This window comes from Duganella sp. FT27W (genome assembly GCF_009295655.1).
Classification (GTDB): domain Bacteria; phylum Pseudomonadota; class Gammaproteobacteria; order Burkholderiales; family Burkholderiaceae_D; genus Rugamonas; species Rugamonas zoogloeoides.
Genome location: NZ_WHIV01000002.1, coordinates 21,520 through 42,723, shown reverse-complemented (window position 1 = coordinate 42,723; position 21,204 = coordinate 21,520). Strand labels below are relative to the sequence as shown.

Annotated in this window: 29 protein-coding genes; 5 read left to right on the top strand and 24 right to left on the bottom strand. The window is 59.3% G+C overall.

All coding sequences use genetic code 11. The features are described from left to right. Positions 1 to 6: 6 nt before the first annotated feature. The 23 genes from F8197_RS06320 to F8197_RS06210 form a co-directional block, all read right to left on the bottom strand. Positions 7 to 288 carry a hypothetical protein gene (locus tag F8197_RS06320; protein WP_152881066.1) on the bottom strand — a complete coding sequence of 94 codons (282 nt, stop codon included), beginning with the start codon at positions 286 to 288 and terminating at the stop codon, positions 7 to 9. A 65-nt stretch (positions 289 to 353) separates the two neighbouring features. Continuing rightward, positions 354 to 689, bottom strand: coding sequence for a hypothetical protein (locus F8197_RS06315; RefSeq protein ID WP_152881064.1), 336 nt, complete (start codon positions 687 to 689; stop codon positions 354 to 356). A gap of 63 nt (positions 690 to 752) precedes the next feature. After that, positions 753 to 1,292, bottom strand: a complete 540-nt coding sequence (locus tag F8197_RS06310) for a hypothetical protein (RefSeq protein WP_152881062.1) — start codon at positions 1,290 to 1,292, stop codon at positions 753 to 755. 75 nt (positions 1,293 to 1,367) lie between these two features. Beyond that, entirely contained in the window at positions 1,368 to 1,841 is a 474-nt protein-coding gene (locus tag F8197_RS06305; protein WP_152881060.1) for a hypothetical protein, read from the bottom strand. Position 1,842: 1 nt separating this feature from the next. Then, a complete protein-coding gene (locus F8197_RS06300; RefSeq protein WP_152881058.1) occupies positions 1,843 to 2,229 on the bottom strand; it encodes a minor capsid protein in 387 nt (128 codons plus the stop codon). Further along, positions 2,226 to 2,576: a hypothetical protein gene (locus F8197_RS06295; RefSeq protein ID WP_152881056.1), complete on the bottom strand. Its 351-nt coding sequence runs from the start codon at positions 2,574 to 2,576 to the stop codon at positions 2,226 to 2,228. Before F8197_RS06295 ends, F8197_RS06300 begins: the two co-directional genes overlap by 4 nt. Beyond that, positions 2,563 to 3,207 carry a hypothetical protein gene (locus tag F8197_RS06290; protein ID WP_152881054.1) on the bottom strand — a complete coding sequence of 215 codons (645 nt, stop codon included), beginning with the start codon at positions 3,205 to 3,207 and terminating at the stop codon, positions 2,563 to 2,565. Before F8197_RS06290 ends, F8197_RS06295 begins: the two co-directional genes overlap by 14 nt. Beyond that, the gene (locus F8197_RS06285) at positions 3,207 to 4,046 is read right to left on the bottom strand and encodes a hypothetical protein (RefSeq protein ID WP_152881052.1); all 840 of its coding nucleotides are present in this window, start codon (positions 4,044 to 4,046) and stop codon (positions 3,207 to 3,209) included. The genes F8197_RS06290 and F8197_RS06285 overlap by 1 nt, the downstream gene beginning before the upstream one ends. A 2-nt stretch (positions 4,047 to 4,048) precedes the next feature. After that, the gene (locus tag F8197_RS06280; protein ID WP_152881051.1) at positions 4,049 to 4,483 is read right to left on the bottom strand and encodes a hypothetical protein; all 435 of its coding nucleotides are present in this window, start codon (positions 4,481 to 4,483) and stop codon (positions 4,049 to 4,051) included. Positions 4,484 to 4,561: 78 nt separating this feature from the next. Further along, positions 4,562 to 5,494 carry a major capsid protein gene (locus tag F8197_RS06275; protein WP_152881049.1) on the bottom strand — a complete coding sequence of 311 codons (933 nt, stop codon included), beginning with the start codon at positions 5,492 to 5,494 and terminating at the stop codon, positions 4,562 to 4,564. A 155-nt stretch (positions 5,495 to 5,649) separates the two neighbouring features. After that, on the bottom strand, positions 5,650 to 6,498 hold the full coding sequence (locus F8197_RS06270) for a DUF6651 domain-containing protein (protein ID WP_152881047.1): 849 nt from the start codon (positions 6,496 to 6,498) through the stop codon (positions 5,650 to 5,652). A 123-nt stretch (positions 6,499 to 6,621) separates the two neighbouring features. After that, entirely contained in the window at positions 6,622 to 8,289 is a 1,668-nt protein-coding gene (locus tag F8197_RS06265; RefSeq protein ID WP_227012134.1) for a phage portal protein, read from the bottom strand. A 44-nt stretch (positions 8,290 to 8,333) separates the two neighbouring features. Continuing rightward, positions 8,334 to 9,581, bottom strand: coding sequence for a terminase large subunit domain-containing protein (locus F8197_RS06260; RefSeq protein ID WP_152881045.1), 1,248 nt, complete (start codon positions 9,579 to 9,581; stop codon positions 8,334 to 8,336). Further along, the gene (locus F8197_RS06255) at positions 9,581 to 10,213 is read right to left on the bottom strand and encodes a DNA-binding protein (protein ID WP_152881043.1); all 633 of its coding nucleotides are present in this window, start codon (positions 10,211 to 10,213) and stop codon (positions 9,581 to 9,583) included. Before F8197_RS06255 ends, F8197_RS06260 begins: the two co-directional genes overlap by 1 nt. A 415-nt stretch (positions 10,214 to 10,628) precedes the next feature. Beyond that, entirely contained in the window at positions 10,629 to 10,946 is a 318-nt protein-coding gene (locus tag F8197_RS06250) for a winged helix DNA-binding protein (protein ID WP_227012133.1), read from the bottom strand. Then, positions 10,921 to 11,916: a hypothetical protein gene (locus F8197_RS06245; protein ID WP_227012132.1), complete on the bottom strand. Its 996-nt coding sequence runs from the start codon at positions 11,914 to 11,916 to the stop codon at positions 10,921 to 10,923. The genes F8197_RS06250 and F8197_RS06245 overlap by 26 nt, the downstream gene beginning before the upstream one ends. After that, the gene (locus tag F8197_RS06240) at positions 11,913 to 12,569 is read right to left on the bottom strand and encodes an ATP-binding protein (RefSeq protein WP_152881041.1); all 657 of its coding nucleotides are present in this window, start codon (positions 12,567 to 12,569) and stop codon (positions 11,913 to 11,915) included. Before F8197_RS06240 ends, F8197_RS06245 begins: the two co-directional genes overlap by 4 nt. Next, a complete protein-coding gene (locus F8197_RS06235; protein WP_152881039.1) occupies positions 12,566 to 12,940 on the bottom strand; it encodes a hypothetical protein in 375 nt (124 codons plus the stop codon). Before F8197_RS06235 ends, F8197_RS06240 begins: the two co-directional genes overlap by 4 nt. Then, entirely contained in the window at positions 12,937 to 13,566 is a 630-nt protein-coding gene (locus F8197_RS06230; protein WP_152881037.1) for a ParB/Srx family N-terminal domain-containing protein, read from the bottom strand. The genes F8197_RS06235 and F8197_RS06230 overlap by 4 nt, the downstream gene beginning before the upstream one ends. 35 nt (positions 13,567 to 13,601) lie before the next feature. Continuing rightward, positions 13,602 to 13,880 (bottom strand): hypothetical protein, encoded by a 279-nt coding sequence (locus tag F8197_RS06225; RefSeq protein ID WP_152881035.1) that lies wholly within the window; start codon positions 13,878 to 13,880, stop codon positions 13,602 to 13,604. Between the two features lie 15 nt (positions 13,881 to 13,895). After that, positions 13,896 to 14,093 carry a hypothetical protein gene (locus F8197_RS06220; RefSeq protein ID WP_152881033.1) on the bottom strand — a complete coding sequence of 66 codons (198 nt, stop codon included), beginning with the start codon at positions 14,091 to 14,093 and terminating at the stop codon, positions 13,896 to 13,898. Further along, positions 14,090 to 14,275 carry a hypothetical protein gene (locus tag F8197_RS06215; RefSeq protein WP_152881031.1) on the bottom strand — a complete coding sequence of 62 codons (186 nt, stop codon included), beginning with the start codon at positions 14,273 to 14,275 and terminating at the stop codon, positions 14,090 to 14,092. Before F8197_RS06215 ends, F8197_RS06220 begins: the two co-directional genes overlap by 4 nt. Continuing rightward, positions 14,272 to 14,919, bottom strand: a complete 648-nt coding sequence (locus tag F8197_RS06210) for a ParB/RepB/Spo0J family partition protein (RefSeq protein WP_152881029.1) — start codon at positions 14,917 to 14,919, stop codon at positions 14,272 to 14,274. The genes F8197_RS06215 and F8197_RS06210 overlap by 4 nt, the downstream gene beginning before the upstream one ends. A gap of 73 nt (positions 14,920 to 14,992) precedes the next feature. Between F8197_RS06210 and F8197_RS06205 the strand changes: the two genes are divergently transcribed. Beyond that, complete coding sequence (locus F8197_RS06205) at positions 14,993 to 16,735, top strand: DEAD/DEAH box helicase (RefSeq protein ID WP_152881027.1); 1,743 nt, start codon at positions 14,993 to 14,995, stop codon at positions 16,733 to 16,735. Between the two features lie 28 nt (positions 16,736 to 16,763). Here the strand turns inward: F8197_RS06205 and F8197_RS06200 are convergent, their stop codons facing one another. Continuing rightward, entirely contained in the window at positions 16,764 to 16,961 is a 198-nt protein-coding gene (locus F8197_RS06200; RefSeq protein WP_152881025.1) for a hypothetical protein, read from the bottom strand. Between the two features lie 370 nt (positions 16,962 to 17,331). Here F8197_RS06200 and F8197_RS06195 point away from each other — a divergent pair, with 370 nt between their 5' ends. The 4 genes from F8197_RS06195 (at position 17,332) to F8197_RS06185 (ending at position 21,128) form a co-directional block, all read left to right on the top strand. Further along, positions 17,332 to 17,670, top strand: a complete 339-nt coding sequence (locus F8197_RS06195) for a hypothetical protein (protein WP_152881023.1) — start codon at positions 17,332 to 17,334, stop codon at positions 17,668 to 17,670. Then, positions 17,667 to 17,822, top strand: coding sequence for a hypothetical protein (locus tag F8197_RS28530; protein WP_193333362.1), 156 nt, complete (start codon positions 17,667 to 17,669; stop codon positions 17,820 to 17,822). The genes F8197_RS06195 and F8197_RS28530 overlap by 4 nt, the downstream gene beginning before the upstream one ends. Positions 17,823 to 18,531: 709 nt before the next feature. Continuing rightward, positions 18,532 to 20,655 (top strand): ABC transporter ATP-binding protein, encoded by a 2,124-nt coding sequence (locus tag F8197_RS06190; protein ID WP_152881964.1) that lies wholly within the window; start codon positions 18,532 to 18,534, stop codon positions 20,653 to 20,655. Between the two features lie 5 nt (positions 20,656 to 20,660). Further along, positions 20,661 to 21,128 (top strand): DUF1854 domain-containing protein, encoded by a 468-nt coding sequence (locus F8197_RS06185; protein ID WP_152881021.1) that lies wholly within the window; start codon positions 20,661 to 20,663, stop codon positions 21,126 to 21,128. Positions 21,129 to 21,204 lie beyond the last annotated feature (76 nt).

Here is a 21,204-nt window from a genome sequence, read left to right as displayed (position 1 = left end):
CTCGTTTCAACTACCAATTTTTTGACCCGCCATCATTTTCAATTCGGCAAAGCCAGCTTCGTCGCGCTTAGCATCGAGCGGACTCTCTGTGGGGCCGCCCAGCTTGATGATGGTCCCGGCTTCAATGACCAGTTCTTCACGGAAGGCGCGTGCGGTGTCCGGAGTGGACTGGGCGACCATAGCGACCGACATTGCCCGCATGTCGCGCTTCGCTTCGATCCGGTCGATGTTTCTGTGCATCATCCAAAATGTCTTGAGCGGCAAGCGCCTCACGGCGTCGAAGCCCATCGCGTAGTAGTGGCTCACCCGGCAGAAGAAGAAACCGAAGTCGATTTCCTCAACTGTCGGGCCGGTCAGTTTCCCGCTTTGCCTTCTTCTGCCGAGACTTCGATCACTTCTGCTTCGTCGACGTCGGCGCCACGCACGAACTCGGACACCGTGTTCAGGCCGTCCAGGCTGAGTTTGCTCAGCGCTTCGCGCGGCGCGGTCGGCACCAGCAGCATGATGGTGTCGAGCACGTTTTCGAAGTGCTCCGACGGTGACGCCGTGCGGCTGATCAGCTCTTGGGCCGAATGCGAGACCTTCAGAAAGTTCTCCACGGTCATTGCCATGATTTCGTGCCGCACATTGGCGATGGTCAGAAAGCGGCCGCTGGAGACGTTCAGCTTGTCCAGATTCAAAATTTTCATTACAGCAGTTCCTTGCGAAACAACCCCGCCGGCGGCGGGGTTGCGGTTTGGTTAAAAAGTCGATTAGGCGATGTCGAGGCCGATGCCGAACAGCTCACCGGTAACTGGGTCCGGATAACCGGTGAAGTCGCAGTCATAGATGCGTTCGTTTTCCAGTTTGTAGGCGAACTTCAGGCCACCGGCCGTCGACGCTTTCGGGATCACGAAGTCTTCCGAGACGTTGTCATCCGGCAGGCTCTTCGGATGCAGACGCAGCTCTTTGGCGATCGACAGCAGGTCGGTGCCCACGCCATTGGTGACAACCACCCAGCGTTTGGTGGAGTCGACGGGATCGACATGCAACGTGGCGCCAGGCATGATCTTGACCATGTTGTCCAGGGTGGTTTCGGCCAGCGGCACTTTCACGGTTACGTCGCGACCCATGATGTATTCGTTGATGGTGGTCTTGCCGAACTGGTCGACGTTCACCTTATGGGTGTCGGTCTTCACCTCGACATCGACGCCGCCTTGGGTGTAGCCCAGGTCGACGCCATCGTAGAAGACCTTGCAGACGCCAAGCTTGACGTTTTTGGTGTCGCTCTTATTCACTGGTGCAGTTGCCATTCAAATTCCTTTGCAAAGGGTTCGTACATAAGTCAGTACTGACTTATCTATTATGGCACAAAAGGTCAGCTATTTCTAGAAAATGGAGGCCAGGGCTTCGGCAAGTGCCGCGTCGATGGCGCCGTCTATTTCGGCCACCGCCCGCTCCATAAAGCCGCCGCCAACTACTTCAGTCTGGCCGTCCTGCTTTGCCCGCGATTTCGGGCCGAGCTGCATGGTGCCGGCCGGCGTCAGGTGGGTGTGGATCTCGTATGCGTAATCGCCCACCATCTTGCCTGGCCGCTCGGGCACCGGCACTGTCTCGTCGATGTAGATCTCCACCTCGGCGCGGGTGAAGCGGCCGGCGTCATCGCGCAGCATGCTTCCTTCGCCGCGCACTTTGATCGCCTTCTCCAGGTTGGACACGTCGCGCGGCGCCATCCGCACGGCCTTGGCCTGGATCTCGCGCGCCTTCTGGACCAAGGCCGACTTCACCCGGCGCTTGGCGGTCGTGTCGACGCGCACTAGCATTTGTCCTGTCTCCATGATGCCTTTGTAGGTCAACGGCATATCAGCTCCGCACGAAACAGCAGTCGAACATCACATTGAACTCCAGAATATTGCCTTCGGAGAGTGGGAATACTACTGGGGTGGTGCGTGGCCGGCAGTAGTTGAAGTGCATGTTGGCCACGGCCGTCTCCTCCATCGTGAAGGCCTCGACGACTTGCTCCATCAGCGCCAGGCCTTCGCCGTAGCCGCCGAGCGTGGCACGCACGATCACCTGGAACTCGGTCTTAAAGTAGCCGGGCAGTTCGTGATTGATCTTGGTCCCGGTCAGTGGGTTGCGCAGCAGCACCGCATTGCCGGCGTCAGCCGGCATCATGTCTACGAAAAGCGTTTCGCCCTCGATGCCCAGCTTGGCGCTCGAGAGAATGGCCGCAAGAGGCAACAAGTTCATTTCTGGCTCCACATGGTTGCTTGAATACGGTAATGGTCAAGCCGACCGGTCACGTCATACTTTGGCTCGCGCGTGGCGATGCGCAGCTTGATTGCGGCCACCTGGATGATGTCGTCGATCTTCGCAAGCGTGTTTGCCGGCAGGAGAATGATCGAGGTGGTCTCCAGCTCCTGGGCATTGCCGCGCGAGGCGGAGCTGTCAGCCCGAACGGTGGTCTTCTCGTTCGACGTGGCCAGCTTGACGACCGAGCACCGCTCCGGGACGTAGCGCCCCGGGATCGGCTGGCCGTGAATGTCGTGCTTGCCCGAGGAGAGCTGAATGCGGCAGTGCTGATTAGGCCGGAACATACGCCTCCAGGCGCGCGGTCGCATTCGGGTGGAAGAATTGATGGCGCACGCTCTCCAGCTGGTCGATGCGAAGCGTGACGCCCTGATTGCGGTGCTCCGGGTTAGGGTAGATCAGCGCGACCATGTCGTAGCCGGCGGCCGCCACCTGGTTGACGCGCGCGTCGATGTAGGCCTGATATGCAAAGTCCCGCGCCAGCAGCGCTACCAGCTTGTCAGAACGCCAGTTGCGGCCGGCCGTATCTTTCGCCATCAGTTCTGGCTTGGCCATGATGCGACGGGCGATCTCGCCCATTGCGCCGCCCGGGCGGGTCAGTACGCTGCCGACGTTCAGGTCGCCTGTGCCCAGCTTCGTGATCAACTCGTTGAGGTTGGTCATTGCGATCGCATGGATCTGGTTCAGGTAGGGCAACAGACCGTCTGTGGGTGCGCCAGCACCGAGCGAGCGTAAGTATTCAAGCGTGGTGTTCTTGGCGCTCGTAATAAAGGTGTCGACCGTCAGCAGACCGGTTAGGCGCATGCTGGCAGCAGCGGCCGCCGGCGCCGCGCGGTAGGTGAGGTAATCCAGATTGAGCTTTGCAGCGAAATTCTCGTACTGCTGGCTCAAGGTCGTTCCGTATTGTTCGAAATCCATTATCCGCGTCCGATCCGTTTTGCGAAAGTGATGTACAGCGACAGGTAGCGCAGGGCGCGGCGGGATACCGGCATGTCCAGCGGCTTGCCCTGGCGGAAGGTTTGGCTCGATTCGCCCACCACGTCCTGGATAAGGCCATCGCGTCGTTTGCGTTCGACCGAGTCGCCGGCGAGGATCGAGTCCGCTTCGACCAACTGCGCTTTGGCAAGAGCGTCGATGAAGCGCGGAGGCAGCTGGGAGAATTGGTCCGGGGTCAGCTGGCTGAGATCACCGCCAGGCGAGAGCAAGCCGCCAACATAATTCGTTGATCGCGTGCCTTCCGGGATGTAGTTCAGGCTGTCTTGGCCCCAGTTGACGCCGGCGTTGAGCGGGGTGAAGCTCAGCTGGCAAATGTGTTCGCGTGCGTCGATCAGTGCGGCGATGCGCGCGCGCGGATCTGCAGCGTTCCAGCTGTCGAGGTTGGGCACCGAGATCGAGGTGAATTCGGCTTGGGCGTAGGTCATGAAGGAGTTGGCGCCGGCCACCAGCGGATCGAGCGTGGAGATCACGTACGACGCACTCGTCATCCAGGTATTGGAATCGGCAAGCGTGCAGTTCAGTTCGACGACCCGCAGCGCTTGCTTGGCGCCGGCCTTGAGCGTGTTCCCCAAGGGCGCAATACTGACCGTCGCCACATCGCTGCCAGCGACAAAGTCTGTGAGCTGGGTGAGCGGGACAATCTCGATGCCTTCCTGGTCGGTAACGCGGTACTCGACACGTGCTACGTCCACCTGGTTGCCGACGTAGTCGACTAGCGGCACTGCGAGAGTGACTGGCGTCCCTGCGGAGAACACGTTCATGATTACGCCTGCTTGGTCAGGATGGACTTGATCAGCTCACCAATGGCGTTGCCTTTGACGCCCAGCGCATCACCAATGGCGCGCAGGCCTTTGATGCCGGAGGCGTCAGCGATTGCTTCCAGCTCTTCCTGCGTGTACGCGCGCGAACCCGGGGCAGCAGGCTGCGCTTGAGCTTTGCGGGTGCCTTCTTGGCTGGCCAGCGCCTGGTCGGCGTTGATCTCGGCCGGGATGGTGCCGGTAGTGGAATGCGCATGGTCCAGAATGGACTGTGCGACGGAGGCGGTGGTGCCGTCTTCCCATTCACACAGGAACTGGGCCGCGATGCGTACGGCGTCGATAGGTTTCACATCGGCAGTGGTCAGGCCGTCTTCAAAGAAGACGACGCCCATTTGCCCGGTGTAGGTTTCAAAGCCTGGTTGCGTCAAACGAATTTTCATATTCACCTTTCAGAATGCAATAAAGGCGAGCCGAAGCCCGCCTTTATATTATAAGTCAGTACTGACTTACATTTTTACTTAAATGTTGGTGACGCCTTGCAGGGCTGCGATCGAACGGGTCGACTTCAGGGCCAGCGAGGTGTACCACTTCAGACGGATGCGGGTAGCATCTTTGTTCTGCACGGTGCCGATGTTCTCGACCACGATACCGGCGTTGTCGCCGCCGTACAAGCCGTGCAGGCCGTCCTGCTCGTTCAGACGCAGCGCGTACACCGAGGCGGTCGCGATCGAGGTGCCCTTGACTTCGGCGCCCGACAGGAACTCGTTCATAATGATCGGGATGCCGTTGTGGGTCAGCATCGGGCGACCGAAGTTTTCCATCATCTGCATCACGGCGTCGGTGCCGTAGGTGGCGCGCAGCAGGGCGCGGTACGCACGAATGGTGCCGCGGCGCATCACCAGGACGTCGGCGCCGTTCGGCACTGCGTCGCACAGCTCGTCCATCATGGTCAGGGTCAGCGGGTTGCCGTTGGTGCCGGCGGAAACGATCTGGCTACCGCCCGCGGTGGCGGCGAAGTCCTGGGCTTGCTTCAGCAGGCGCGGCAGACCGTCGAACACTTTCGAGTTCACGGAGCTGTCGCCGGTTGCCAGGGCGCGGTGGAATTCGCGCGCGACGGTCTTGGCCTTTTTGGCGATTTGGGTCGCCATCTGGCTGTTGGTGTCGCTCATGGTCTGGTTCAGGAACTTGTCCACATCAACGTCGCCAGCCAGAATGCGCAGCTTGGCAACCACTTCTTCGAAGGTGGCAGCCGATTCGTTGATCGGATCGTTCGGGTCCAGCCAGTCGGCGCCGCCGATGGTTTTCTCGCGGTTGTACAGGTAGGCCTTGCCTTCGGTTTGCACGAAAGGCAGGATGGAGAACAGGTCATCGCGTTCGATGATTTCTTCGATGACGCCCTGTACCATTTGATTGGCACTCAGGCGCTCGGCTTCGGTTCGCAACAGAGGCATTACTCAATTCCTTTTCAGAGAATTACAAAAAAGTTTTGGCTAACGGGCCTAAGTCGCTCTAGTTCCGATAATTCGCCACAATAACACTTTGAGGCACAAATGTAAATAAGTACTGACTTACTTTTAAGGGCGAGTCAGTACTTTTCCAGCTTTGATTACGCCGGGGCTTGACCCAGCAGATTCATCGATTTCAGGCCGGCGCCGATCTTCGACACCGAATCCAGCTGGCCTTGCGCAGGCGCTGGCACTTTTGCGGTCTGTTTGGACTCGCTGCCGGCGCCTTGCTTGGCCTTCGAACGGAACAGGTGCTCTTTGTCCGGGTCGGCTTCGCAGATTTTACGCAGCGCCGTTTCGAAATCGACGTTGGTGCCGTATTGGTCCACCAGCGGCGCGCGGCCAGCTTCACCACGAGGCTTGTCGTAGGCAACCACGTTGCCGTCAACGACGTCGAAGTGAGTGCCGTACACGATGCGGGCCTTGGACGAGGTCATGGTCAGTTCTTCAGCGATCAGCTTCGACTGAGCGAATTTCTGGCCAACGGACAGTTCGTCGACGACCTTGTCTTTGCCGGCCAGCGCAGCGCGCAGCACTTCGATCTGGTCCTGCAGTTGCTTGGTGGTTTTGCCGTGCTCGTCGGCCATGCGGGCCTTCAGGGTTTCGTACTCGCCCTTGGCAACCAGCTGGGCTTCGTCGGCGGCGGTCTGGTCGGCGATCAGCTTGCGTACAGCGGCTGGATCGATGCCGTCGAATTCCTTCAGGCGGGCCTGGGCGCTGGCCAGGTCAGATTCGGTACGCTTGAGGGCGTCCTTCTTCTGCATGACTTCCTTGAGCAGGCGCGCTTCTTCGTCGGTCGGCTTCTTGGCGCCACCTGCGGCGGCCGCGGCCACTTCTTCAGCGGTCGGCTCCTTCTTCTCGCCAGCCGGTGGGGTGGTTGCGCCGCCCCCGTTCTGGTTGCCGTCGCCGTTGTCGGCGTTCTGATAGCGCCACGATTTCATCTTATACATCCACTGCTTGTGCATCTGATACCTTTCAGACCAGTCTCTAGGTCAATGAGTTGTTGTGCGGCGCCGGTCGCGTGGCGCTGCGGGTTAGGGTTTGCGCTTACGCGCCGCCAATGCCCTTTCGGGTCACTTGGTGTCCTTCTTAACAGAGCCTTGGCCCGCAGGCGATTTGGCAGGTGGCGCTTCCGCCCCTTCCTTCGCTGTGGCCTTGGCGCTGACGCTGGTTGGTGAATTGGCCGCGGTGGCTGCCGTCATGGCCGCCGCCAATTGCACCGGATCAGTTGGCCATTCCTTCAGCTCCGACATCATCTTTGCTTTCAGGTCTTTGGCCAGCTGCGGGAACAGCTTGTCGATGACGGACTTCATCTGCTCTTGACGGATGCCTTTAGGGGCGTCGATCAGCATCAGGCGTGCGGCGAGATCGAACTCGTCGTAAAGCCCGCGCGTATCGAAGTTGTCCGGATAGGAGACGATGTTGTCGGTCAGGGCTTCGCCATTCCATTTTGCGACCAGGCGGGCAAGACGGTTTTCGAAAAGCTCCAGGCTGTCTGCTTTCGCTTGCAGCAGCGCGTTGACGCGTTCGAAGTCGTAGGCCTTGGCAACGCCGGAGCTGTTGTCAATGCCCATCGAGTTGTCCTGCTTGGTGCGCTCGCCGGCCAGGCCGACGGTGTGGTAAATCTCGTTGATGATCTTGTCGATAACGGCCAAGATCATTTGCGCTTGTTTCGGGTCGGGCGAAATAAATTCAGGCCTGGCGCCACCTTCGCCGTCGTACAGGAAGATCCGCTTGGTGCCCATGTCCAACATGGCGTTGTAGTTGTCGGTACCAGGCAGCACGTTTTGAGCCGGCATTGCCAGCTGCGAAAACGTCTGATCCTGGATGATGGCATCCAGATTCGACAGGTAATTGGCCACCGCGCGGTCCAGGTAGGCGACGTCATCGATCAAACCTGGCGAGGTGTACTCGTCATCGGTGATGAAGTGGTCGTGGATGATTACTGGCACTTCGCCCAGACCGTGAATGCCTTGGCCAACCTCGACCACGCGGGTCTTGTTGGTGCGGCCCACCTGGCGCTCTTCAAACAGGCGCCATTCGTTCTTGGTCCAGATGCGGTAGCGCGGCATTTCCTTGCCGGAGCTTTCCATTGGGTCCACGTCATCGCGCACCACTTCCTGAATGAGCACCCAGTTCAGGCCGCCGTCTTCGTCGTACGAGTAGTCCAGCAGCTGGGCTGGGCCGACGGCGTAGGCGTAGGTGCGTAGGCCGGCGGTCTTCGCATCTGCTTGGGAAATGATCTCGGTCGTGGGGCGTTTGGCCTTGTTGTCGACCACGATAGCCAGGCGGCCGAGAATGGAAGCCTTTCGGCCTACCTGGCGCGCGAAGTCGTTGATCTTCAGGCCGGCCTTGGTCGAGAGCTTCCAGAATTCTTTTACCGAGGCTGGGGCGTCCGCGTCGTTACGCGTGATGTTTTGCTTGAACAGGTACTTGTTGAGCAGGTCCACCACCTCATGGGAGTGGTTGAACCGGTAGGCGCGGTCGACGCGGTCCTTGTACTCTTGCTCGCCTTCCTTGACGTAACGGAAGACATTTTCTTCGGTGAACCAATCCCGGCCGCCCTTGTAGGTGGCCGCCAAAAACTCCCAGTGCTTCAGGTTCTCTTCGTACTGAGGATGGCGACGAGAAATGAGCGCTTTGAGCTTTTTCTGGTCACCATCCAGCGGGACAATCGTACCGTCGACCGATGTCGGGTCGATCGTCGCGGTAGCGCCTGGCGTGAAGGTTTTCATGTTCATGGCGCGATAGTAAGTCAGTACTGACTTACATGTCAAGGCCAAAGCTATCGCGACATACCTCCGATCTGCACCTTCCGAACAGGGAACTCCAGCTCGATGCAATATCCGCCCGCATCGGCGCTGTGTTCAGTACCGCCGCTCTTGTCGACGTCGCGTGAACCTGGCTTGTAAATGGTCTGCTCGAGCGCGCCGATGAAGTGTTTGCACCTGGCGTCGACCTTCAGGCGAACGGTACCATCGGCCGCTTTCAGCATGCGGTTCATCGCATTGACGCGGTCGGCTACGGCCGGGTGCTTCTTGCGGAACTTCAGGCGCTTGAAGCCTTTCTCACGAAGGATGTCCAAGTCGGTTTCGCCCCGCGCGTGCTGTCGCTGACCGCCGGCAGGGTCGGGATAGACGACGACCTGGATCTGGTGGCGCCAGTACCGCTTCTCCAGCTCGTTGCAAATTTCCTCGGTGTTCGACGAGAACAGCACGACCTCGTCGACGGCCCAGACGGTACCGTCGCGCTGCGGCTGGAAGATGACTGTCGACATCGGATCGATGTTGAAGTCCATACCCACCCAGATCGGCAGCTTTGGATTGAAAGGGTAGTCGCCGACATGCTCGTTGCGGTCGAACGGGTAGTACACGCGACCTGACATGGTTTCGAAGGAGGCTTCGAATTCCTGCTTGAACGATTTCTCGTCCATATCCTGCTTTGCGGCCTCAATCTCGGACACCGGGATGAACGGCGAGGTGATGGTCGGGAACTGCCAGCTCTCCCACAGGTTGCGAGCGACGTTGCCGGCCTCCTGGCCGCGCTTGAACAGCTCGTAGAGGTAGTTGTATGCCTTCGGGGTGCCGATGAAGATGGCCTCGCCACGACGGTCGGCAAGGACAGGGCGCAGCACTTTGACCCAGGTGTCGGCCGCAATATCCTGGAATTCGTCCAGGACCAGGAAGTCCACGCCCACGCCGCGCAGCGAGTCGCCCTTGTCGGCACCCTTCAGCTCGATCACGGTGCCGTTGACCAGGGTGATCTCCAGGCGCGTCTCGTTGACCTTGCGGACCCAGCGACGCGGGATCGCCTCGAGCAAGTCGGTCCACATAATCTGCTTGGCCATCTTGTAGGTCGGAGCGACGTACCAGATCTTGGACTTTCGCTTTTTGGCCCGGGTGATGATCAGCACGCGCGAGAGGGCGGTCTTGCCCCACCGGCGGCCGGCTACCACGACACGAAAACGCGCCTTCGACCGGTACACCAGCATTTGCTTGGTGTGAAGGGACAGCTTCTCTCGCGCGACAGCCATCAGACGCCTTCTTCGACCACGGCGTCGTCGCCGTCTTCGTCGTCCGCATCGTCGTCATCGGCCGGCGGTGGCGCCGTCAGGTCGTCGATTTCGGAATGGTCGCGGTCGCGCAGCTCTTGAATCTGCTCGGCGGTCAGCTCGGCGATGAGCAGTTCCGGCAATTCGGAAGGATCAACGGCGTCAGGGCGATCCAAGCCCAGGACAGCCCAGCGCTCCTCGCGCATCTTCTTCATCACGTTGGCTGCAGACTCGAGCGCCTTGAGGTTGTTGGTAGCCACCGAAAGGGGATTGCCGGCGCGCTTGGCCTCCAGAATCTCGTTCCAGGTTAGCTTGGCCAAGTTGGTCGCCCAGGAGTAGTGCTGCTCCTTTGTCTCCTTGATTCGGGCAGCAATGACCGTCGCCTCGTCGATGGTGTTCGCGGCGAGCGTTTCCTCGACCTTCTTTTTTACGGCAGCCGCAGTCGCTCCCTTGGAGAGGCCTTTGGCCCGGAAGTGTCGTTCGAAGGTAGAAATGGACTTGCCGTATTTTTTGACCAGGTCTTCGTAGGTCACTTCGCCGGACGTCCATAACGCTTCCGCTTCCGCCCATTGCTTCGGGGTCAGGTTGCGCTTTTTCGGCGTTGGTGCTGTCACTGCTATTCCTTCGGGCAAAAAAAATGGGCGCAGGGAGGGCGCCCATATGGAACATTCAACATATGGACACCACTGTAACGCCGCCTCAAAGATAAGTCAATACTGACTTATCTTTTTTGGCGTAGAGGGGCGATTAGGTTCAAGGAAGGAGTGCTGGGCACCTCACGCACTCGCACCGCATCGCCATCGCAGGGTTTGGCGGGAAGGGCTGATCCGGTTCAGTTTCCCGGGCTAAGAGGCTCCGTTCCGGCGTTCATCCTTTCCGCTGTCGTTCGTTTGGACTTATGCTCGACTTATGCTCGACTGCGTTTTCCGCAAATAATAAATAGTAAGTATGTACTTATAGAATGTATATATTATTTATAGAAACGCGTCTCGAGCATAAGTCGAGCATAAGTAGCGGAACGACAACTATTTATGCTTCCAGAATCTCCATGTCGACATCCAATTCATCGTCCTCGACGTTGGAGATCACAGGGTTCGGCTCCAACTGGATTTGCTTACCGCCGTAGCCGGAGCCAAGGGTCGTGATCTGGATGACCTGTCGCATGCGGCCGCGGCGCTTCTCCTGACCTTTTTTCTCGATCAGGCCATGCCCGATGAGCGCCCGGATGGAGAACTGCAGGCTTTGCTTGGTGGTGGAATAGCGCACGCGCTCCAGGATCTCGTCCAGGTCGCACGGCGCCTCGTTGATTACGCGGATCAGTTCAATCTGCTTGGTCGTCAGGTTCATGTTCGTCCAGTTGTGGTTCAGCGATGGTGGTTTTGATGGTGATGGCGGCAAGCTGCTCAGCGGCCCGCTGCAGGTCCAGCGGCTCAGTTAGCGACTGGTTGTCGAACGCGACCAATGGAAGGCGTGGCGGGTACTCAAAATCGGTCCCAGCGCCCATTTCGAAGTCGGGATTGGTGAACACACCGTAAAGGGGGCTGGCCAGGACCAACTGCTGAAGCGACTTGAGCAGGTAGCGCACCTCCATGGCGTCCACGCGCGACGTTCCGTTGGCCCGGTTGTCGCCGGATTTTTCCATGGACGAGCAGGTGTAGTAGAACTTGCGCATTTCGGCGACGCACTTGGCCCGCACCGGTTCCTTGAACGCCTCCAGCTCGGCGAGGATGCCGACGTAGTCCATTGGGGCCGAGGCAAACCAGCGCCGGAAGAAGTCCAGGCCTTTGCTGTAATTGGCGCTGCGCCGCGGCTTCGTGAATTTCATGCCGGCGCGCGCGGCAAACGGGTTGAACTTCGACATCGACGACTGGAACTCGACGTAGCGGCAGCCGGTCATGCGCATCATGAGGTTCTGCATGCGGTAGGCAATACCGGCGCCGCGGTACATCGTGTCCAGGACCAGGCGCGAATTGGTGCAGCTGTGAGCGTTAAGCCAGAGCGCGCGGTGGCGGTTCATCAGCTTCGTGTCACGGCCGGCCTGGTTTGGCCGCATGTGCTTAAACGCCTCGTTGCGGCCAGACAGCAGCATTTTGGGTACCGTCATGACGCCTACGCCGATCACCTGGCCATCGAGGATGCACCGGTAAATCAGCGGGCCAATGCCTAGGTTCTCAGCCTTGTAGTGCAGCTCGTGCAGCAAGTCCCAGTCTTCCTTCGTGCCGCGCTCGACGTAAATCTGGCTCAGCAGCGACAGCTTGTGCTTGGCCGGCACCGCGCGGCGCTCGATCAGCACGTCCTCGTTATCGGCGACGATCATGCGGGCTGCCCTACTACGCCGCCGCGGTGGACGATCTTGATCTTCTCGCGGTAGCGCTTCTCGATGTACACGTTTGGCGCCAGGTCGGGCACCATGTCGGTGTGCGTGGTGGCCACGAGCAGCGTGGCGCCGGCCATGCGCGCAATTTTCTGCAGGTTGAAGGCGATCACTTTCGCAGTGGTGCGGTCCAGCACGGCGAGGAATTCATCAGCGACCCAGACCTTGGCGCCGGACTCGATCAGCTTGGCCAGGCGGAAGCGGTAGCGTTGGCCGTCCGACAGTTCGGCAGGCTTGCGCACGAACAGGTAGGCGTCATTGAGGCCGGCCACGGACAGCAAGTTCAGCGCAGCAGCCGTGGTGGCACCGATCTGGTCGATCAGCGGTACGTCGAGCAGCGGAACGGCGTCGAGATCGGCCACATGCATGCCGGCACCGGTCATCAGGGCCGACAGCTCACGTAGTACGGTGGACTTGCCGGCGCCGGACTGGCCCGTCACGTACACCACGTCACCCTGTTCGATCTCGATCGGCTGGTTATCGAAGACGACGAATTCCTTGTCGTCCAGGCCCAGGCCGAATGCTTCGGCGATCTCCAGCACGCGGTCAGTACGGGTAACTGCGGTCTGGAAGCGCTTATCTACAGTAAAAATCATTTCTTTGTTTCCGTATTTTCGTGTTTCTGTGGGGCGTTTAGGACGCAGTCCACCCACCACGCGGCCGCCTCCGGGTTGTTCATCCAGAATGCGCACAGACCGTTGGTGGTGAGGAATGTGGTGTCCTCCTCGATAGTTTTGTCGCCCACGCCATAGAACATATGGATTGCATGCATGACCTCGTGCATGAAGGTATTGGCCAAGCGCGCCGGCGCCAGATCATCGCAAATGCGGATTCGCTGCAGCACTGCGTTCATGTCACCGTAGACGGTGTCGGAAGCCTGTTCGAAGTTGGGCATAACAACGACCTTGAAGTCGTAGCTGCCGATGCGCACCGACTTTGGGATGGTGTCGTAGAAGTTGCGGCTCATGCGGCGGCCGCCATCGTGTTGATGAACTCCATGAAGGCCTCGGCGCCCGACTTGCCCGATTCGTGCTCCAGCTGGGCGATGAACATGGCCACCGCCCGCTCGTCGGCGCCCTTGATGGACTTGAAGCCCAGCGCTTTGGCGATCGGGACGTCCTTCATGGCAGATGCCACGATGGTTTCTGCAGTCTCCTCTGATTGCTTGGCAATCTCGGCGTCGAGGTCGGTGACAAAGGCGTCCGTGTTCAGCTCGCCCAGGTCGGCGATGACGAAGTCCAGCTCTTTCTTGTCGAAGAAGCCGCTCAAGTCGAAGTCCAGGTCCACCAGCTCTTGCTGCAGCAGGTCGGTATCGAGGTTGGAAATCGCGACGCGGTTATCGGCCAGACGGTACGCTCGCTTTTCATCCTCGGTCATGTCGGTGATCTGCACCACTGGTACGTGAGGCAGGCCCAGCTTGATGGCGGCCAGGCGCCGGCCGTGGCCGGCAAGGATCTCTTCGTTCTCGTCCACCACGATCGGATTGCCGCGCCAGCCGAATTTCTCGAGCGAAGCGGCGATTTTGCCGACCTGGCTGTCGTCGTGCATTTTCGCGTTCTTGGCGTATGGGCGTGGGCGGCCAGTGTCCCACATTTGAATTTCAGGGCTTGCTGCAGTAGACGCCATGATCAGAACTCCGGCTGCGCGACAGCGCGCGTGAGGAACATCAGGCCTTGCTGGATGCTGGTGCGGCCCAGCGCGGCCCAGCGCTCAGGCTCGGCAGCGTTCATGCGGCGGGTCAGGTCGGCGTCGCCGATCGCCGCAGTGCGCTGGGTAGCGATGCGCTGCTTGACCATTTCGACCAGTTTGGCGATCTCGTGGTTGTGTTGGCGGACCTGGTTCATCAGGTCGATCGTCTCGGCGTCGAACTCGTTGTAGCCGGCGATCTTGCGGTGCTGGTTATCCATAAATATTCCTTGATGTTAGAGCGGCAGGATCTGCAAGACCACGCGCAGGGTGACGAAAATGAACGCAGAGATCAGTACGAGAGAGGAGGTCAGAACGCCTGTCACGATCGAGAAAATGGCGACAAATGGGAAGCTGGCTTCGGACATGCAGCAGTAACAGTAGGTGGCAGCAATGATCCCGAGGATCACAGCGATGAACAGAATTTCGATCATTGTTCGTCCTGAATGGGCATAAAGGTGAGGGGTGCTTCGGCGGGCGCCGCGTCGAGTTCGTCAGGATCGGCGCCGGAGTAGTTGCTCCCGGCGTCGCACCCCTGGCACTCGAATGGGATTTCCAAGTTGAGGCAGGACTCGCAGTACACGTAGTCCTTGCCGTTCGCTGGCCGGATGTTCATGCCAGGTTGCCAATGATGTGCACCAGCGCGTGGCCGGCATTGGTGAGACTGTCCTCGTCGGTGAAGCGCTGACGCTTCATTGTCCGCTCGATGGCGTCGGTGATCGTGGCCGAATCGCCCACTGGCACCTTGAAGCGCATGATGACGTGGGTCTGGGGTGCGGCAGTTGTCGAAGGGCTTGGGGTAGGGGTGCCCTCATCCGGAAAATCAAGATCATCGAGAGCTATAGTGCTGCTTGCAAAGATCGATTCGAATTCCGAGTCAGAATAGGGCAAAAACGCACCCAGCTCGGCCGGCGTGCCGATCTCCTCCAGGAGTTTGGTCAGCAGCAGGGTGTCATCACTGCCGTAGCGGCCGTTGTCGACCAGGCCGATCTCTTTTGCCTTCTTGTCGCTGATCTGGCCAAGATTGACGATAGGGACTTCCGTCATGCCAAGACGGATCGCCGAACCATTTCGGTGTTCGCCGCCCAGTATCTGCAGCTCACCGCTGGCCAGGGTGCGCACGACGATAGGTTTGAACATGCCCAGACGCTTGATCGAGGCATCGATCTTGGCCTCGTTGTCCGGGCCGACGATGTTCGTGTTCCAGGGATTCGGCGTCAGCGTGCGGGGATCGGCAGTGGTAAGGGTGGGATTTGACATGGAATGGGTGTGATTGATAATAAGTCAGTACTGACTTATACTTTATCCATATTTTTAACACTTGGCAACCCCAATGACCAAACAAGCAACCATCGCATCCAACGCCTGGATCGCAAAACTTCACAAGCCGGATCGTGATTTGCTCCTGGCGGTCCAAACGATCCTGTCGTACGCGGTCTCCGGCGCCGAGCACTCCATAACCTTCAAGCGCGGCACATGGGATGGCCGCAGCTCGTTTCTTGACTTCCGCGCGGGCACGTTTCCGGCCGGCTTCGTCCACTACGTTGCGGCCAAGCTGCGCGCGCTGGGGTACACGGTCATGTTCGCCCGAAAAGAGTTGCCGCCGCCGCTGGGGCCGGTCGCTCCCGTAGTCGACAAGTTCGGCATGGCACCGCGCTACGACTATCAGCCGAAGGTGATCGACGCGCTGCTCAAGTTCGGGCAGATCATTGCCCAAGTGGCCACCGGCGGCGGCAAGAGTCGGATCGCCAAGCTGGCGTTCGCCCGTATTGGCCGGCCGGCGATGTTCCTGACCACGCGCGGCATCCTGTTGTACCAGATGCATGAGGCATTTGAACGCGATCTGGGCATCAAGGTGTCCATCCTGGGCGACGGCAAGTTCGGGCACACCGTTGTGCAGGATGGCGTTGAGCGTCAGGCGATCAAGAAAATGTCGGTGGCCATGGTGCAGACGCTGGTCGCGCGTCTCGAGGAGAAAACGGTCGACGGCGAGATCGAGCGCATGGTCGACCAAATCCTGAAGAAAGAAGTGAAGGTCGCCAAGGCGCTGGAAAAGAAGATGACGGCCGTTGGGGCCACGCCGGCGGCCGTACGCGCGGCGATCGCGGAGCTTGAGGTCAAGCAGAAGGCTGCGCGCGCGGCCGGCGCCAAAGAATTGAAAGCCGCCGCTGCGGTGAAGGTGGACGCGCACATGAAGGATCGCGCCAAGACGATCGACCTCCTGGGTAAATTCGAACTGGTGATCCTCGAAGAAGCACATGAAGCGTCGGGCAACAGCTATTACGAGATCATGCGCCACTGCAAAAATGCACACTACCGCCTGGCGCTTACGGCAACCCCATTCATGAAGGGCGATGAGGAGGCCAACATGCGCTTGATGGCGTGCTCCGGACCGATCGCCATCAAGGTGCCCGAGGAGCTGCTGATCGATCGCGGCATTCTGGCGCAGCCTCACTTCCGTATTATCGAGCTGCGCAACAAGCCAGCCAAACTGATGCGTCACACCGGTTGGCAGTCCGCATACCGCATTGGGATCGTCGAGAACGAGTTCCGTAATGCGGAGATCGTCAAAGAATGCGTGCGCTTCGCCGGGTACGGACTGACGTCGATGGTGCTGATCCAACAGACACAGCACGGCGCCTTGCTGGCGCAGAAACTGGCTAATGCCGGCCTACGCGTTGAATTCATCCAGGGTGAAGACGACAAGGAAGGGCGTAAGGAGGCGCTGCGCAGGTTGGCCGGGGCCGAGATCGATGTACTGATCGGGACGAGCATCCTCGACGTTGGCGTGGACGTGCCGGCAGTCGGGCACATTTGTCTCGCTGGCGGCGGCAAGGCCGAGGTGGCGCTGCGTCAGCGAATCGGACGCGGCCTGCGGGAGAAGAAAAACGGCATGCCAAACGTGTGCTTTGTCACCGACTTTGCCGATGCCTTCAACGAGCACCTGAAGGAGCACGCTCTCACGCGCTTGGGCATCATCAAGGCCACTCCTGGCTTCGACCGGCACATCCTGGAGCGGGGCGCCGACTTTGATCTGGAGGCTCTGGGCTTCTCCAAAATGAAAAAGGCCGCATAAAGCGGCCAAGTTATTTCACATTCGCGGCTTACTCGTAGTAGCCGCGTTCCATTTCTTCGATTAGAACAGCATGTAACACTTCCACATCCGGAGCTGCGGCTTGGTACATCCCGCGCAGCGCGGTCACGGCTGCTTCAGGCGTCTTAAAGACTTTCGAAGTCAGGGTGATTTCCTCGTGCGTGTATTCTTGGGTGGTAGGGTTGAAGCAGGCGATTTTCAGTTTCATGCGGCTATCTTTCAGGTTGCGATGCGTAAAGTCAATCTTCAGGATGCAAAAATCCAACGACTGCGATTTTGGCAGCGCTAAATAGATGTCAATTGTTGTCTAGCTCCGGTTATATGGAGGTTCGACATCCCGTAAGTTGGCTGTTGTGCACGAGAAACCCGCGTATTTTCTAAGCAACTATCTTAGCACGGATCTATCCACCTTTGCGGCCAAATGTGAGCGATATCATTAACCGTGGCGGCGCTACAACCGGTCAGTTTGTGAACTTTCGTAACGTTGTTAGACCTTTGATATTTTAAGTTTCTTGACAAACAACGTAGGAGTGTTCCTACGCAAGAATGATTCAAATTTTTAATGAGCTATAATCCATATGAACGTAAAAATACTTATTTTGGAACATATGGACATTCAAGAAATTCAACTTCCGGTTGACGAGGAGCGTCAACGTCGGTCGATTGATCTCTCCGTCGAGAGCTGGGAGGAGTTGGCCGTTCTGGCCAAGGCCCACAAGATTACGCAAGGTGAGGTGGTAGACCTTATGCTTGTACTGCTGCGCGGCTCCGACAGCGCGTCGGCCCTCTACGATCGCAAACGCGCAGCCAAGGTGGCGGCCCGGGCGCCTAAGAAGCAGCTCAACGCACTGCTGCGTACTTTGACTCCAGAACAAATCGCCGCAGCCGTGGAGCTGGCCAGCAAAGGCACGACGTGATCGGCCTGGTGGTGGTCCTTGCGTTGTTGGCCGGGATAGTCTTGGCTATCGTCGATTGGAAGACGGGCAAGCGCTTCGCCAGATTGCATTGGTTTCAGCAGTTTGCGCTGGCCTGCATGGTCATTTATCTCATAACGGTGGCAGTTTCATGAGCTGGGTACGCAGCTTCAGGAAAGTGGGCGCGGTGAATATTAATTACAGGGTGAGTTCGGTGCAGTTTTACGCAGGCGGCTCCCGCTCGATGCTTGTCGCGGGCGGATCGATACGAGGTGCCAATTGGACTCTGCGACAGGCCGAGAGCCTGGTCGAATCCGGCCACTGGGAAGAGTTTGATGACTCGATTGGCGCGCCGCACTCGCCTGAGACAGTAGTGGGGGAGGTATGGTAAGCCGCTACTTCACCATGAAGCAGGGCGGCCACTTTCCCAACTCGTGCGCCTGCATTGAGGTCACGCCAGATGGCAAGTACCTGCACCATCATGACGATGGCCGCGTTGTGCAAAATACTGAACTAATGGGAACGGCTCTTAACGCCTGCCTAACCTATGTGAGAAACGGGCAGTGGATTGAGATCGAGTCCATCCCGCTGCCTCGAGATCGTCCAGATACCGCGCATGACGCTTGGTAGTTTAAAGCACCGCACTCCACGGCGCCTCGAGCGTCATTTGTCATTGCGTTATCATGACGCAAGAAAACCGAAACGAAAAAGCCACTAATGACAAGTCAACAATTGTCCAGCTCGTCTGGAATCGATGTACCCGACCGCTGGCGCGCCGATATCGAGGCCCAGCTTTCCAAGGAGGAGCGTGTTGTAGGCGCCTTAGAGGTCGATCTGGATCAGCAACTTCGTTTCGCCAAGGGTATGGTCGTGATTACCAACACCCGCCTGCTGGCGCGCGCGCCGGGCCAGGAGCAATGGCAGGCATGGCCGTTCTCGTTCGATCTGTCGCTGGAACACCACGATCACGCGGGCGTGGGCCACCTGGAACTGGTGTCCGCGCGCGGCCGCCTGGCCGCCTGGCGTTTTACGCTGGGCCAGAACCTACAGGCGATCCGCCTGGTCGAGCACTTTGCCGCCCAGCGCGACAGCCACTCCAGCGGTGAGCCGGTCATCAGCGACGACACCAACGTCTGCCCGAGCTGCAAGGCGCCGCTGGAACCGGACCAGGAAGAATGCCCGGTGTGCACCAAGGTGGTGTACACGCCGCCGTCCACCTGGACCCTGTTCCGCCTGTGGCGCTTTGCCCGTCCGTACAAGCTGCAACTGGGCCTGGGCTTCCTGCTAATGCTGCTGTCCACCGGCGCCCACATGATCCCGCCGTATCTGACCATTCCGCTGATGGACAAGGTGCTGATTCCGTACCAGAACGGCACGCCGGTCGATTCGAGCCTGGTGGCGCTGTACATGTCCGGCCTGGTGGGCGCGGCGGTGCTGGCGTGGATTTTCGGCTGGGCCAAGACCTATGTGCTGGCACTGGTCTCCGAGCGTATCGGCGCCGACCTGCGCACCGAGACTTATGACCACCTGCTGCGCCTCTCGCTCGAATACTTCGGCGGCAAGCGCACCGGCGACCTGATGTCGCGCATCGGCAGCGAGAGCGACCGCATTTGCGTGTTCCTGTCGCTGCATTTGCTGGACTTTGCGTCCGACTGCCTGATGATCATCATGACGGGCGTGATCCTGTTCTCGATCGATCCGTATCTCGCCATCTTCGCGCTGGCGCCGCTGCCGTTCATCGCCTGGCTGATCCACCTGGTGCGCGACCGCCTGCGCACCGGCTTTGAAAAGATCGATCGCGTGTGGGGCGAAGTGACCAACGTGCTGGCCGATACCATTCCCGGCATCCGCGTGGTGAAAGCGTTCGCGCAGGAGACGCGCGAAGCGGCGCGCTTCCGCACCGCCAACAAGCACAACCTGGCCGTCAACGACAAGCTCAATAAAATCTGGTCGCTTTTTTCGCCGACCGTGTCGTTCCTGACCGAGCTGGGTCTGCTGGTGATCTGGGTGTTCGGTATCTACCAGGTCTCGAAGGGCAATATCACGGTCGGGGTGCTGTCCGCGTTCATTGCGTACTCGAGCCGCTTCTACGGCCGTCTCGATTCGATGAGCCGCATCGTCTCGGTCACGCAAAAATCGGCGTCGGCCGCCAAGCGTATTTTCGACATTCTCGACCACGTGTCGTCGGTGCCCGATCCGGTCAACCCGGTCAAGCTGGCCAAGGTGGAAGGCAATATCACCTTGCGCGAAGTGGGCTTCCGCTACGGTAACCGCGCGGTCAACCGCGGCATCAACCTCGATATCAAGGCCGGCGAAATGGTGGGCCTGGTCGGCCATTCGGGTTCGGGCAAATCGACGCTGGTGAACCTGATCTGCCGCTTCTACGACGTGGCCGAAGGCGCCATCATGCTCGACGGCGTGGATATCCGCTCGCTGGCCGTTTCCGACTACCGCCGCCAGATCGGCCTGGTGCTGCAGGAACCGTTCCTGTTCTTCGGCACCATCGCCGAGAACCTCGCCTACGGCAAACCGGACGCCACCCGCGCCGAGATCATGGCCGCCGCCCGCGCCGCCCACGCCCACGAATTCATCCTGCGCCTGCCGCAGGGTTACGATTCGATGGTCGGTGAACGCGGCCAGGGCCTGTCCGGCGGCGAGCGCCAGCGCATTTCGATTGCGCGTGCGCTGCTGATCGACCCAAAGATCCTGATCCTCGACGAAGCCACCGCCTCGGTCGATTCGGAGACCGAAAAAGAAATCCAGCGCGCGCTGGAAAACCTGGTCAAAGGCCGCACCACGATCGCGATTGCTCACCGCCTGTCCACGCTGGCAAAAGCGGACCGCCTGGTGGTGATGGATCGCGGCGTGGTGGTGGAAGAAGGCGGCCACGATGAACTGATGGCCAAGGAAGGCGCGTACTACCGCCTGGTACAGGCGCAAGCCCGCAACGTGGACACGGACCTCGACGACCGTGGCAGCAAGGATTGAAGCAGATGAGCATTAACTTTGAACTGACACGCAACCCCTTCGGCAAACTGGTACTGACCACGCTTGATGGCGTAGTCCACGAAGGCGTGGCAGCGGTGCGCGCCTTCCCGGTGCAGGCGCCGGAAGACGGCATCGCGCTGGTCAATCATGACGGCAAGGAAGTGGCCTGGATCGACCGCATCGAGGATTTGCCGGCAGCGGTAGGTGCGCTGGTGCGCGAAGAATTGAGCGGGCGCGAATTCATGCCCGAGATCAGCCGCATCGTGGCCGTGACCAGCTTTGCCACGCCATGCACGTGGACCGTCAATACCGACCGTGGCGACACCGAATTCGTGCTGCGCGGCGAAGAAGACATCCGCCGGCTGACGGCCGATACGCTCCTGATCTCGGACATCCACGGTATTCACTTCCTGGTGCGCGATGTGCGCGAGTTGGACAAGCACAGCAAGAAGATATTGGACCGGTTCCTGTAATTCTTACGGCATTCTCCAAGCCAGCTCGTTAATTCATGCGGGTCTTTTGGCTATCGCATCTACCAACGGAAAAGAA